Annotated in this window: 10 protein-coding genes; 1 reads left to right on the top strand and 9 read right to left on the bottom strand. The window is 70.9% G+C overall.

Translation table 11 applies throughout. The features are described 5' to 3' along the window. The 3 genes from HZI36_RS14415 to HZI36_RS14405 form a co-directional block, all read right to left on the bottom strand. Positions 1-618, bottom strand: a 618-nt coding sequence (locus HZI36_RS14415) for a porin (protein ID WP_425485242.1), incomplete at its 3' end; no start/stop codon positions are given. 230 nt (positions 619-848) lie between these two features. After that, complete coding sequence (locus HZI36_RS14410) at positions 849-2,141, bottom strand: MFS transporter (RefSeq protein ID WP_179403314.1); 1,293 nt, start codon at positions 2,139-2,141, stop codon at positions 849-851. Between the two features lie 39 nt (positions 2,142-2,180). After that, positions 2,181-3,131: a hemerythrin domain-containing protein gene (locus HZI36_RS14405; protein WP_179403313.1), complete on the bottom strand. Its 951-nt coding sequence runs from the start codon at positions 3,129-3,131 to the stop codon at positions 2,181-2,183. Positions 3,132-3,499: 368 nt separating this feature from the next. Between HZI36_RS14405 and HZI36_RS14400 the strand changes: the two genes are divergently transcribed. After that, positions 3,500-6,259, top strand: coding sequence for a LuxR C-terminal-related transcriptional regulator (locus tag HZI36_RS14400; RefSeq protein WP_179403312.1), 2,760 nt, complete (start codon positions 3,500-3,502; stop codon positions 6,257-6,259). A gap of 148 nt (positions 6,260-6,407) precedes the next feature. Here the strand turns inward: HZI36_RS14400 and HZI36_RS14395 are convergent, their stop codons facing one another. The 6 genes from HZI36_RS14395 to HZI36_RS14370 form a co-directional block, all read right to left on the bottom strand. Beyond that, on the bottom strand, positions 6,408-7,046 hold the full coding sequence (locus tag HZI36_RS14395; protein WP_179403311.1) for a DUF2894 domain-containing protein: 639 nt from the start codon (positions 7,044-7,046) through the stop codon (positions 6,408-6,410). After that, entirely contained in the window at positions 7,039-7,722 is a 684-nt protein-coding gene (locus tag HZI36_RS14390) for an OmpA family protein (RefSeq protein WP_179403310.1), read from the bottom strand. Before HZI36_RS14390 ends, HZI36_RS14395 begins: the two co-directional genes overlap by 8 nt. Beyond that, positions 7,719-10,109 (bottom strand): DUF802 domain-containing protein, encoded by a 2,391-nt coding sequence (locus tag HZI36_RS14385; RefSeq protein WP_179403309.1) that lies wholly within the window; start codon positions 10,107-10,109, stop codon positions 7,719-7,721. Before HZI36_RS14385 ends, HZI36_RS14390 begins: the two co-directional genes overlap by 4 nt. A 10-nt stretch (positions 10,110-10,119) precedes the next feature. After that, positions 10,120-10,962 (bottom strand): DUF3348 domain-containing protein, encoded by an 843-nt coding sequence (locus HZI36_RS14380; protein ID WP_179403308.1) that lies wholly within the window; start codon positions 10,960-10,962, stop codon positions 10,120-10,122. A gap of 160 nt (positions 10,963-11,122) precedes the next feature. Next, the gene (locus HZI36_RS14375) at positions 11,123-11,428 is read right to left on the bottom strand and encodes a hypothetical protein (protein WP_179403307.1); all 306 of its coding nucleotides are present in this window, start codon (positions 11,426-11,428) and stop codon (positions 11,123-11,125) included. Positions 11,429-11,704: 276 nt separating this feature from the next. Next, entirely contained in the window at positions 11,705-13,090 is a 1,386-nt protein-coding gene (locus HZI36_RS14370; protein WP_179403326.1) for a purine-cytosine permease family protein, read from the bottom strand. Positions 13,091-13,348 lie beyond the last annotated feature (258 nt).

The raw sequence follows: 13,348 nt of genomic DNA, 5'->3' as shown, positions 1-13,348 counted from the left end.
CGGCACGCCGCCCGGCGCATACTCGAGCCCGAGCGACGCGCCGTAGAACTTCGGCGACTGGTAGACGAGCGCGTTGCTGTCGTACAGCGCGCCGATCGGCACGTTCGAGTTCGTGCCGGGCCAGCCGGCGGCCTGGTTCAGCCCGAGCCACGCGCTCAGGATGCTGCCGAAATACTGCGCGTTGCGCACGTCGGTATCGGCCATCGCATAGATCATCGGCGTGAACTGCCGGCCCGCGTCGAACGTGCCGAACGGCCCGGAGATGCCGACCGTCGTCTGCTGGTTGAACACCGCGGTGCCACCCGTCGTGTCCGCGAGCCCGAGCTTGCCGGTGCCGCTGTTGAACACGCCCTGCAGCCGGAAATTCACCTTGTAGCCGCCGCCGATGTCCTCGGTGCCCTTCAGCCCCCAGAAGCTCGAATAGATACCCGCATCCTTGTAACCGAACACGTGGCCGAGGTTCTTCGCGTTCGACGCGAACGACGCGGCCGCCGTGCTCTGGTAGACGAGCCCCGAATCGATCGCGCCATACAGCGTGACCGACGATTGCGCATGCGCGGTGCCGGCCACCGCCGTGAATGCCGCGAATGCCGCGATACCGCTCCACTTCAACTTCAGCTCCATCGACGTCTCCTCCGTTCCTTTTGATGGCCGGTCGGTGCCGGCCAGATGTTTGCGGGTTGTCGGGCCGGCCGGGATCGTCGATCCCGGCCACGGCCGGCTACGCTCTATCGGCGCACGCGTCGCGGGCACGGCTGACCCGGCGCGCGGCGCCATCGGCATCGCGGCGAGCACGCGTGCCGTTTCGTCGGCGCGGCCGGCACGCGGCCGCGCGTGAGGGGAATCGATCAGCCGGCGTCGCGCTGCGTGACCCGGCGCAGATCGTCCGGGTAGTAACGCTTGCCGATCAGGAACAGGATGGTCGCCACGACGGTCGCGAGCTGAACCAGCTGCAGCGCGCCGTGCAGGCCGACCCGGTCCGCGATGATCCCGGTTAGCACCGGGCCCGCCGCCAGGCCGAGCAGGTTGTTCGCGAGCGACCAGACCGCCATCGCGGTCGCGTGGATCGACGGCGGCGTCAGGTCGGCGACCATCGCGCCCGACGGCCCGACGGTGCCCGCCGCGAGGAACATCCCGGCGCCGATCAGCACGAGCTGCGCGGTGCCCGGCGGCAGCAGGAACGCGCCGCCGAGCGCCACGCCCGAGCCGACGCAAAACGCGATCGCGGTGATCCACTTGCGCTCGGAATGGCGGCGGCTCACGCGGTCGGTCAGCATCCCGCACAAGATCATGCCGACGCCCGTCGTCAGCACGAACACAGCGGCGAGCACGCTGGCGCGATCGACCCGGAGTCCGTAATAACGTACGAGGAAGCTCGGCAGCCACGCATACATCGCGCCCAGCGGAATCAGCTGCAAGCCGCAGCCGACGTACGCGAACTTCAGCGACTTCGACGCGAACAGCGCGGGCCCGAGGCTCTTCAGCGTGAATTTCGAGCGCGCCTTGCGCAGCGCGGCAAGCGCGGCGACGTCGCCGCCGGGCGCGAGGCGCCGCTCGGTCACGACGGCCCGGTACAGCAGCGCGAGCACGAGCCCGAAGATCGCCATCGTCGCGAACGACCAGCGCCAGCCGAAATGCGCGGCGACGATCCCGCTCAGCGCCATGCCGAGCATCGAGCCGAACGCGCCGCCCGCGAGGAACGCGCCGGACAGCGTCGCGCGCAGATGCGCGGGGAACACGCTCAGCACGACCGCGAGCCCGACACTGCCGTACGCGGCCTCGCCGACGCCGACGAAGAACCGCGCGGCAAACATCTCGCCGTAGTTCGCGGACACCGCGCAACCAAGCGTCGCGAAGCTCCACAGCACGGCCATCAGGATCAGGCTGCGCACGCGACCCCAGCGGTCCGCGAGCAGCGACAGCGGAAACGTCAGCACGCCCACCATCACCGACACGATGCTGCTCAGCGAGCCGAGCTGCGTGTCGCTCAGCAGCCACTGCACCTTCAGCAGCGGGAACACCGCGTTGAGCACCTGCCGCGACATGTAGTCCGCGAGCAGCAGGCCGAAGGTCAACGCGAACACACTCCAGGCGTACGCCCGGGATACGGCTGGTGCGGGCGCCAGGGCGTCGTCGTCCATTGCCGCGGTTGCATGCAATCCCACTTTCGTCTCCTTGATTTAATTATCGCGGCGGGGCATCGCCCGCGTCATATCGGCCCACGCGTCGCACGGCCGCGCGGCGGCCGCCGCCGAAAACGCGGCATCGACGTCGGCCCAGTCGGCGCCCGTCAGATAGCGCCGCGCGGCCGGCAGAATCACGCCCTCCTCGCGGCCGACTTGCTCCCACACGCCCTGCGCGTACTCCGTCACCTGCCGCGCGAGCGGCGCGAGCCCGCCACCCGCCGCATATCGGTCGAGCGCCGCCGCGAGCGCGTCCGCGCGCTGCGCGGCACGTTCGTGCTGGCGCTCGAGCTCGTCGAGCTCGGCGTCGAGCGTCGATGTCCGCTCGCGCAGACGGCCGAACAGCAGCGTCTCCTCGAGCGGGTCGTGATGCAGTGCATGAAACGTTTCGACGTAGCGGACGAACGGGCGCATCCGCGACGCGGCGGGCGCGCCGTCGGCGCCGTCGAGCAGATCGAGCCACGCGTGCAGCACGGCCGCGAGTGCGCGATGGTCGTCGAGAACGATGCGGATCGCCGGCGAGCGGACCGGCGCGGGCGCCGGGAGCGTCAGCGCCGGGATGCCGGCCCGCGCGAGCGCGGCTGGCGCGGCGCCGTCGCCCGCATCGGCATGGACAAAAACGAGATCGCAGCCGGCGTCGCGCGCCGCATCGGGCAGCGCGTCGGCCGGCACCGCGCCGCGCGCATCGGCCGACGCGCACGGCACGCCCTGAGCGCGCGCGACCGCCTCGGCCTTCGAGAGCCGTTCGCGCGCCACGTGCACGCGGCGCGCCGGCGACGCGTTCGCGCCGTCGGCCGCATTGTGCAGCGCCATGAATGTCACGCGCGCGCCGACCATTAGCGCGAGATCGACCGCCGCGATGACGACGGCGGTCGCGCCGTCGGTGCCGTCGACCGGCACCAGCAGATGGCGATACGCGATCGCGCCGCCGAGCGCCGGCGCGTTCATGCGCGCGAGCCTACCGGTAGAAGCGACCGAGGCGACCGGGCCGACCCGGCCGTGCAACGGACGGCGCGCCGGCACACGGCGTTCGCGCCGTCCGGCCTTGCCTGCGTCTGCGTCTGCGTCTGCGTGCCTGCGTCCATCGCCGCCTCCGTCACTTCGAGAGAAGTCCTGACCTGAGTGCATCGTAGGACGCCGCCGGGCCGCCCGCGCCCTCCTTGTAGGAGGGGGGGCGCCGATCGCCCCCTCCTTCCGGCGATGGGCATATAATCGCCGAGCCGCATGCCCGCCCGCCGCGGCGCCAGGTGGGCGAGCGAGCCAGCGAAAACGCCCCCAGCACGCATGCCGGTTCCCAGCCACCCCCGATCCGTCAGATGATTTCCGAGACCCGCGGCGCAGAGGCCGTGTATTCCGAACTCACGCTCAGGACCACACCGCCGCGCGCGCCACGGCATCTGCTCGCGCGGCCGCGCGTCAATCTCGACAGCGACGCGCTGCGCGACGTGCCCGCGATCATCGTGCAGGCGCCGCCCGGCTTCGGCAAGACGCTGCTGCTCGCGCAGTGGCGCCGCGAGCATCTGGCGCGCGGCGCCGCGGTGGCGTGGATCTCCGCCGACGCGCACGACGATCCGCAGCGCTTTCTGCATGGCCTCGTGCTCGCGGTGCGCGTCGGCTGCGCGCGGCCCGCGTTCGGCCGCACGCTGCTCGAAGGCGGGTCCGTCGCGCCGGACGGCACAGAGGGCCTGACCGTCTGGCTCGCCGAGATCGCGCAGACGCCGCTCGACGTCGTGCTGATCGTCGACGAGGCCGAGCGCCTGTCGCCGGTCGCGCGCGCCGCGCTGCTCTATCTGGTGCACAACGCGCCGCCGAACCTGCGCGTCGTGATCGCCGCGCGCGGCGGCTTCGACGCGGCCGTCGTCGACCTGACCGCGTACGGCCAATGCGTGTGCATCGGCGCCGAATCACTGCGATTCCGCCTCGACGAGACGATGGCGCTCGTGCAGCACCGCTTCGGCGAGCGCGTCGACGCCGACCGCTGCGCGCGTCTGCACGAGATGACCGACGGCTGGCCGCTCGGGCTGCAGCTCGTGCTCGCGGCGATGGAGCGCAGCGCCGATCCGCGCGGCGTCGTCGACGCGCTTGCCGAGCGCCCCGCGGACGAAGGCGAGCAGCTGGTCGGCAGCCTGATCGCGCAGCTCGCGCCGGACGACGTCGCATTCCTGACCCGGATCGCGGTCGTCGACATGCTGCATCCGGATCTGTGCCGGGCGCTCATTGACGGCGATGGCGACGATGGCGACGCCGACGCCGACGCCGACGACAAAGGCGACGGCAGCGCCGACGCCGACGCGCCCGCGCGGCTCGCGCGTCTCATGCGCGACACGCCGATCTTCATGGCCGGCGACGGCAGCGACTGGTGCCGGCTGCACACGCTCGCGCACGGCGTGCTCGGCGCACGCGCCGCGGAGCTGCCGGACGACGAGCGCCATGCACTGCACGTGCGCGCGATGCGCTGGCTCGCCGAGCATGGCATGAATGAGGAAGCGGCGCGCCACGCGCACGCGGCGGGCGAGCGCGAGACCGCGTACGACCTCGCCGGCCGGTCACTGTACGACGCGGTGATGCAGGGCCGCGTCGCGACCGCGCTCGACTGGCTCGAGCTGCTGCCCGGCGACGCGCTCGACCGTCATCCGGGCCTGCGCCTCGCGGCCGCGTGGGCGCTCGCGCTCAGCGAGCGGCACGGCGAAGCCGAGACGCTCATCGCACCGATCCTCGCGACGCCGGACGCCAGCGCCGCGCTGCGGTACGAGTGCGCGCTGATCCTGAGCGTCGCCGCGTACTACGCGGACGAACCCGACCGCTTCCTCGCGCTGCTCGCGCCGTGGAGCGAACGGCCGCCGCTCGACGGGCCGCGGCAGGTCCAGACGCACGCGAACCGCGTCGCGATGTCCGCGCTGCTGCACGGCCAGCCGGCGAACGCGCGTCGGCATCTGCAGCAGGCGCCGCGCGGCGACTTCGGCAAAGGGCATCGCTACGCGGCGCGCTGGGGCGAGTTCGTCGCCGGGCTCAGCTATCTGCGCGAAGGCCAGGTCGTGCTCGCCGAGGACGTGCTGCGGCCCGCGCTGACCGACGCGGAAAGCGACCTCGGCCGCCGGCATCCGCTGCCGTGCATGCTCGCCGCGCTGCTCGCGTCGGCCGCGTACGAGCGCGACCGCGTCGACGAAGCCGCCGCGCTGCTCGCGAACCGGCTCGACGTGCTCGAACGCGCGGGCGCGTCGGAGACGTCGCTGCTCGCGTACCTGAGCGCCGCGCGCGTCGCGGCCGCGCAGGGCGTCGAGCGCCGTGCGCTCGACCTGCTCGAGGCGCTGCACGCGGCCGGCATCGCGCGCGCGCTGCCGCGCCTGTGCATCGCGAGCGTCGCGGAGCAAGTGCGCATTCATGCGGGACACTCGCGCGCGGAGACGTGCCGCGCGCTGGCCGCGAAGCTCGACACGCTCGTTGCGCAGGCCAGCGGCTCGCACGGGCCGCTATGGCAGCGCGATATCGCGCTGCTGCAGGCGATCGCGCACGCGTATGCGGCCGTCGCCGCGCAGGACTGGCCGCAGGCGCTCGACGCGCTCGATCGCGCGCAACCGCTCGCCGACGAGACGGCAAGCGGCCACCAGCGGATCGAGATCCTCGCGCTGCGCGCGTTCGCGCGCCGCAACGCCGGCGACGGCCACGATGACGGCCGCCCGCTGATGCAGGAGGCGATCGACCTGACGCGCACGTACGGCCTCGCGCGCGTGTTCGTCGATGCGCATCCGGCGCTCGCCGACTGGGCGCGCGGCCTCGTCGAGGAAGGCGCGGGCGGCCCGGACGCCGGCCGCGCAATGCCGGTCGCGCGGATGCCGCGCCGCGCGCCGGCCGAGCCGCGCGCGGTGCCGAGCATGGTGCTGACGCCGAAGGAGCGCGAAGTGCTCGAGCTGCTCGCGCGCAATCTGTCGAACAAGGAGATCGCGCAGGCGATCGGCGTCGGCGAAGTCACCGCCAAGTGGCATGTGAAGAATCTGTTCGGCAAGCTGAACGCGAGCACGCGCAAGCACGCGGTGCTGCGCGCGCAGATGCTCGGGTTGCTGGAAGGCGGGGAGTGACGGCCGCGCCGCGCGACGTTACGCGGCTATTCGTGGGTTTCGGGCATTTCGTGCGCTTGGTGCGCTTGGTGCGCTTGGTGCGCTTGGTGCGCTTGGTGCGCTTGGTGCGCTTGGTGCGTTTCGTACGTTTTCGCGCGGATTCACTCAGTCAACGCGCCGTCAACGCGCGCGAGCCCTTCTTCGCGCCCTTCGCCCCTTTCACCCCCTTCGTCCCCTTCGCGCGCGGCGTCTCATCGGCGGCCGGCGCACCATCGCCGACCATCTGATCGAGCCACGACAACGTGTCCACGTACGACAGGAACTGCCGCAGATAATCGGGCGACAGCTCGCGCATCTGCGACAGCGCCCGATGCACGAGACTGCTCGAATTCAGCGGGCCCGCGTTTCTCGGCACCTGGTCGAGCGACTGCCGGAGCTGCCGCTCGGTGCTGAGCTTCGACCAGATTTCGCGGAAGTCGTCGAGCATCCCGACTTCCGGATACGTGCGGCCGGCGTGCGCGCTCGCGTGGCGTGCGATGTGATCGACCAGCGCCGCGAGCGGGCCGCGCGCCGGTTCGGCGGGCGACGCCGCCTGCGCGGGCGCGCGCGAGTGCGCGAGCGTGCGCGCATAGTCGGCGATCAACGCGGCCAGCCGCTCGTCGAGCATCCGGCGCACGGCGCCGTCGTGGCTCGCCGCGCGCCGCTCGAGCGCGTCGATCAGATGGAAGCGCACCGGATCGACTCGATCGGCGCCCTGCTCCCGCCATGCGTCGAGCATCGCCCGCGCGTCGGTTCCGGCGCTATCCACCGCGCGCTCCGCCGGCGGCACTCGGAACACTCGACGCACTCGATACACTCGCCGCGGTCGAGCGCGGCACCGGCGCAATCTCGACGCGGCGATTCCTCGCACGCCCCGCGTCGTCGGCATTCGAGCTGACCGGCTGCTCGGAGCCGAACGCGGCCGCGAACACCGACGACGCCGGCATCCCGGCGTCGATCAGCGCGCGCATCACGGTCAGCGCGCGCTGCGCGGACAGCTCCCAGTTGTCGGCGAAGCGGCGGTTGCCGGCCTTCACCTGCTGATCGTCCGCGAAGCCGCTGACCATCAGGATCTCGTCGCGCGACTTCAGGTACGCGGCCAGCGGCCCGGCGAGGCTCTTCAGCAGATCGCGGCCCGCGGGCTGCAACTGGTCCGAGTTCAGCGCGAACAGCACGTTGCCGCTGATCCCGATGCGCCCGTCGACGAGCGTCACGCGCCCGGCCGCGAGCGGGCCGGCGAGCGCCTGTTCGAGCGTCTTGCGCCGCTGCGCTTCGAGCCGCTGCTGCCGGACTGCTTCGTCGAGCCGCGACGACACCTCCATCTGCATCCCGATCACGCCGACGAGGATCAGCAGGAACGCGCCGAGCAGCACCGACATCAGATCGCCGAACGCGGCCCAGACCGGCGCCTCGAGCTCCGCGCCGCCGTCGATTTCGTCGTTCATGCGGCTTCGGCTCCGGCGGACGCGCGCTGGCCGGCGAGCCGCTGCAGGTCTTCGATGATCTGCTTCTGCGACAGCATGCTCAGGTCGACGACCTCGCGCGCCTGCGCGACATAGTACGCGAGCTGCTCGTCGCTGCGCGCGAGCGACTTGTCGAGCGCGGCTTCGAGGCGCTGCAGATGCGCGACGAGCGTGTCGTTCGATTCGCCGAACGCGCGAACCGCGACGCCGAACGCGTCGCCGACGCTCGCGACCTCGACCGCGCTGCCGGTCACGCGCGCGGCGATGCCGTCGAGCTTGCCGGTCTCGGCCTCGATCCGCTCGGTGAAGCGGTTGCCGACGCGCTCGAGCAGATCCGCGGACGTCGACACGAGCGCATCGACCGCGCTGCGCTGCTCGGTCGACGCGTGGTTCACCGCGTCGAGCAGCGTGTCGAGCGTCGCGAGCAGGCGGCTGCGCTCGTCGAGCATCGCGGTGTCGCGGACCATGCTGTCGGACAGCTTCGCACGCAACTCCGCGACGACCTCGGCCGCGGCCTTCGGCGCTTCCGACGCGGCCAGCACGAGCCGCTCGATCTCCGCGATCGTGTCGCGCGCGTGCGCGTGCGTTTGCTCGGAGATATCCTGCGCGGTTCGTGCGAGCGTGTCGCAGATGGCCTGCTGGCGGCTCGCGGTACGTTCGCCGGCCGCTTCCCATTCGCGATTCAGCGTCGTGGCGATCGTGCCGAGGGATTCAGTCCACGCGGCGAGACGCTGCTCGTCGCGTGATTCGAGTTGCGTCTGCAAGTTCGCATGCGATTCGCCGACCGTGCGCAGCAGCGCTGCCGCATGTTGTTCAAGCGTCGACGCCGCCGCCGTGATCGCCTGCTGATGGCGATCGGCCAACTGCTCGTTGATCTGCGTCTGCGCAGCGATGTCGCGCGCGGTCTGTGCGAGCGTGTCGCCGATGGCCTGCTGGCGGCTCGCGGTACGTTCGCCGGCCGCTTCCCATTCGCGGTTCAGCGTCGCGGCGATCGTGCCGAGGGATTCAGTCCACGCGGCGAGACGCTGCTCGTCGCGTGATTCGAGTTGCGTCTGCAAGTTCGCATGCGATTCGCCGACCGTGCGCAGCAGCGATGTCGCGTGTTGTTCAAGCGTCGCCGTGGCCGCCGTCATCGCCTGCTGATGACGATCGGCGAGCTGGTCGTTGATCCGCGTCTGCCGCGACAGCGCATCGTTCCATGCGTCGGACACGTTGCCCGCGGTCGCGTCGAGGCGCGCGGACACCGTGTCGACGAGCCCCGCCGAGCGCTGCTCGAACGCGTCGACGAAGCGGTCGAGCGACGCGCGCAACCGCTCGGCCAGCGCGTCGCCCGACTGCCGATGCGCGTCGAGCGCGCGATCCCAGATGTCCGCGACGCGCGCGGACGTCGCGTCGAAGCCGCTCGACAGCACGTCGAGCTGCCGCTGCACCGCCTGCGTAACGGCGTCGTGCAGCGCCGCCGTCTCGCGCGCAACGCCGTCCATCGTTGCTTCCATCACCGGCCGCAGCGCCGCGCCGGCCACGCGCGCGCTCTGCTCCGCGCTCTCCGTCAGCGACTGCCCGACCGACGACGCCAGCCCCGCATACGCGGCCTGAGCGTGATCGAGGAACGCCTGCTGGCTCGCGATCTGCCGCTCGTGCGACGCGTCGCTCTGCCGTTCGAGCGCGGCCATCATCGTCTGCAGCCGGTCGACGAGCGCCGGCATCGTGTCGGCCTGCCGCTGCAGCAGCCGGAACGTCTCGTCGCGCTGATGCGCATGCGTATGGACGCGCAACGTCGTCGCGATCGTCTCGTCGAGCTGCCGCGCGGCATCGAGCCGCTCGCGCCGGCACAGCGCGGCGAGCAGCCCGAGCATCGCGGACGTCGACACGCCCGCGATCGACGTGCCGAACGAGAACCCGAGCCCGCGAATCGGCGCCGCGAGCGACGCGCGGATCGCCTGCAGGTCGGTCGCGCCGGCGAGCGCGGCGCCGGTGCCGCGCAGCGTGACGACCATCCCGAGCAGCGTGCCGAGCATCCCGAGCAGCACCAGCAGGCCGACCAGATACGGTGCCAGCGCGGGCCCGGGCAGCGCGGCGCGCGCGCCTTCGATGCGCGCGCGCACCGCGTTGCGCAGGCTCGGATCGAGCGTGTCGAGCCATGCGCCGAGCGCGCGCGGCGGCTCGGACAGGCCCGCGAGCGCGTGCGACAACGTCGCGGTCGCGTGCCGGTAGCGGCGCAGTTCGAGCGCGCCGGCGACATAGCACGCGCCGACGAGCAGCGTGACCGCGAACGCGAGCGGATTCGACACCGCATAGCCGGCGCCGATCGCGCACACGGCGGCGAGACCGGCGAGGAAGACGACGAGATGAGCGTGAGATCTGGACATGAGGGCCCGGTTAGCTGGCGCGAAGGGCCGCGAGCAGCCCTTCGACCGGTTGAAAACGAACGTCGAGCTCGGCGAGCAGCACACTGCGCATGTCGTTGCGGAACGCATGCAGCCACGCGCCGGGCGTCGTTGATGGGGTCTGATTCGCTGGAGCGTCGCTGGCGTCGCCGGCATCACCCGTGTTGCTGGCGTCACCCGTGTCTGCGAGCCGTTGCCGCTCCGCGTCGCGCAGCCGCTCGAAATGCGCGCCGAGCAGCGTCGGGATCGACGCGAGGAGGCTCCGCTCACGTGCGCCGAGCGCCTGCTCCATGCTCGCGTCGAGCAGCGCGAGCTTCGCGAGGCCAGGCGTGCGCGCGGCCAGCAGGCGCCGCAGCCGCCCGCGCAACTGGCCGACGTCGGTCTGCATCGTCTGTTGCAGCGACAGATAGCGCTGACGGAAGTCCGCGTAGTCGGCCGTCGCCGCATCGAGCGCCACATCCGGCGCCACCATCGGTACCGCATCGCGTATACGCGCGTGCGCGCCGCCGTGACGGCCAACGCCGGACGGGTTCACGCCGACGATCGCCTGCGCGAGCGACGAGCGCGTCTGCGCGCACAGGCGCGCGGCATCGTCGGCGCCGGCAGGCGCGCCTATACGCTCACCTACACGCTCACCTACACGCGCGCCGGCGGCCGCGGGCGGGCTTGCGTTCAGCACGCCGGACAGCGTGATCGCGTCGGTCCAGCCGAGCCACTGGCTCAGCCGGTCCGACAGCGACTGTCCGGGGGCCGGAACGTCTATGTCCGACAGGCGCGCGAGCACGCGGATCAGCGTCGGACCGCTGAGCGCGCTGCGCTGCGAGGCTTGCTCCATACCACCACGAGAGTCGAAAAAAGGCAGCAGTTTACACGCTGGCGGCAGTGGCGCCGTGACTCTTCGCGGTTCGGGGAGGGTTAATACGGCATTCAGGTGCGCGCCGCGACGCGCCCCGCCGGCCGGCGGGGCCTGCGAGGTGCGCCGCGGCGGCCCGGCGTCACTGCGCGGGCGACGATGCGGCCTTCGGTGCGGCGCTCGGCTGGTTGGACGTGCCCTTGTCGGCCGACAGCCGATAGCCGTTCTTCTCGATCGCGTTGAGGTCCGCGTTCCGCTTCGCCCGTGCCGCCTTGTGCTTCGCCTTGCGCTGCGCCTTCATTTCCTGCTTGGTCATCGAAGCGCCCGCCGGGGCCGCCATCGGGGCTGCCGCCGAAGCAGGTTCCTGTGCGAAGGCCGCCGGCGCGTGCAGCAGCGCGATGCCGATCGATACTGCGAGCGCTGCGGAAGCCACGCGAAACTGGGTCATGTCGGATCTCCTTGTTGAATGTTGTCGTACCACGCCCGCGCCGCGGCGACCGATTTCGCCCGTGTGGCCCGAAGACGCGTGACTACAAGGTAGATGACTAAAAAAGGCTTGTCTCGACCGGGTCGTGAATTCTCCTGATTACACCGGCCATATGTTCCCCCTCCACGCGCGTGTTAGGGCGGCCGGGCCCGGCATGCCGCGTCGCCCGGAAAGCGTCACCCGGAAAGCGTCACCCGGAAAGCGTCGCCCGGAAACGCTGCGCGGGCGACGGCGGAATCAGCCGCGCTCGGCGGGCAGGATCAGCTGACGGGGAATGTCGCGCGCCGAACGGCTCGCGCCCGCGTAATACAACACCGCCGGAACGACGAGGCCGATGATCCACGAGATGTCGGTGCCGCCCAGCGCGTCGACGAGCGGGCCGGTGTAGAAGCTCGTCGACATGAACGGCAGCTGCACCAGAATCCCGATCACGTAGATCGAGATCGCCATCCCGTTCCAGCGCCCGTAGCGGCCGTCCGGATCGGACAGCGCCGGCACGTCGTAGCGCGAGCGCGTGAAGCAGTAGTAGTCGACCAGGTTGATCGCGCTCCACGGCGTGAAGAACGCGAGCAGGAACAGGATGAACGCGGTGAATTCCTTCAGGAACGAATGACGGCCGGCGATCGCGACGAGCGTCGACAGGCACACCATGCCGACGATATAGACGAGACGGCTGCGCGCGGACACGCCGCCTTTGCCGCGAAAGCCGCTGACGACGGTCGCCATCGACATGAAGCTGCCGTACGAGTTCAGCGCGGTGACGGTCACCTTGCCGAACGCGATGCTGAAGTACAGCAGCGCGGCGACGGCGCCGGACGAACCGAGCCCGACGATGTACGCGACTTCGTGATGCCCGAACTGGCTGCCGGCGAGCGCGGCCGCGAACACGCCGAACACCATCGCCGCCTGCGCGCCGATCACCGAGCCGAGGCCGACCGCGAAGAACGTGCGCACGGACGACGTCGAGCGCGGCAGGTAGCGCGAATAGTCGGCGACGTACGGGCCGAACGCGATTTGCCACGATGCGGACAGCGACATCGACAGCAGGAAGCTCGGCAGCGTGAAGTGCCGGTTCGCGAGCAGCGCGCCGACGTCGTGCTTCGCGAACAGCTGCGCGAACATGTAGACGAACGCGGCGATGCCGATCACGCTCGCGATGCGGCCGACCGAATGGATCAGCCGGTAGCCGCACACGGTCAGCACGACGATCACCGCGGCGAACAGCAGGATCCCGGTCGTGTCGTCGACGCTCAGCAGCTGCGCGACCGCCTGCCCGGCGAGCACCGAACCACTCGCGGAAAAGCCGACGTACATCAGGCAGACGAGCACGATCGGAATCGTCGCGCCGTACACGCCGAACTGCACGCGGCTCGAGATCATCTGCGGCAGCCCGAGCTGCGGCCCCTGCGCGCCGTGCAGCGCCATCACCGCGCCGCCGATCAGCTGCCCGAGCAGCAGCGCGACGAGCGACCAGAACACGTCGCCGCCGAGCACGACGGCCAGCGCGCCCGTCACGATCGCGGTGATCTGCATGTTCGCGGACAGCCACAGCGTGAACTGGCTCAGCAGGCCACCGTGTCGTTCGGTGTCGGGGATGAAATCGATCGAACGGACTTCGATCAGGCCACCGCCGGCGGCCGGTTTGCTCGTGTTTGCCACTTGCCAGATCTCCAGACAGATAAAGGCTGCGAATAGTCGGCGGAAGTCGGCGGAATGCGCGCTCCGACGCTGCGGAGCAGATGATCTTGTATATACAACTTCGGCGGTACTAGGTGAAACCCGGTCATGCTCTGGCCCCGACTTTTTACAATAGTTGACGCTGCCGTCGCGCCGCTTCCATTAGTCTGACAAAGGTCCGTTCGCGTGTGCGGTGCACCGGAT

This window comes from Burkholderia guangdongensis (assembly GCF_013403875.1).
GTDB classification, from domain to species: Bacteria; Pseudomonadota; Gammaproteobacteria; order Burkholderiales; family Burkholderiaceae; genus Burkholderia; species Burkholderia guangdongensis.
The sequence above is the reverse complement of the archived record's forward strand: the minus strand, read 5'-3'. Positions and strand labels throughout refer to the sequence as shown.

Excerpts from the sequence above, each read along its gene's own strand:
- HZI36_RS14410 (WP_179403314.1), bottom strand. The coding sequence starts at position 2,141 with ATGGACGACGACGCCCTGGCGCCCGCACCAGCCGTATCCCGGGCGTAC.
- HZI36_RS14405 (WP_179403313.1), bottom strand. The coding sequence starts at position 3,131 with ATGAACGCGCCGGCGCTCGGCGGCGCGATCGCGTATCGCCATCTGCTG.
- HZI36_RS14400 (WP_179403312.1), top strand. The coding sequence starts at position 3,500 with ATGATTTCCGAGACCCGCGGCGCAGAGGCCGTGTATTCCGAACTCACG.
- HZI36_RS14390 (WP_179403310.1), bottom strand. The coding sequence starts at position 7,722 with ATGAACGACGAAATCGACGGCGGCGCGGAGCTCGAGGCGCCGGTCTGG.
- HZI36_RS14385 (WP_179403309.1), bottom strand. The coding sequence starts at position 10,109 with ATGTCCAGATCTCACGCTCATCTCGTCGTCTTCCTCGCCGGTCTCGCC.
- HZI36_RS14380 (WP_179403308.1), bottom strand. The coding sequence starts at position 10,962 with ATGGAGCAAGCCTCGCAGCGCAGCGCGCTCAGCGGTCCGACGCTGATC.
- HZI36_RS14375 (WP_179403307.1), bottom strand. The coding sequence starts at position 11,428 with ATGACCCAGTTTCGCGTGGCTTCCGCAGCGCTCGCAGTATCGATCGGC.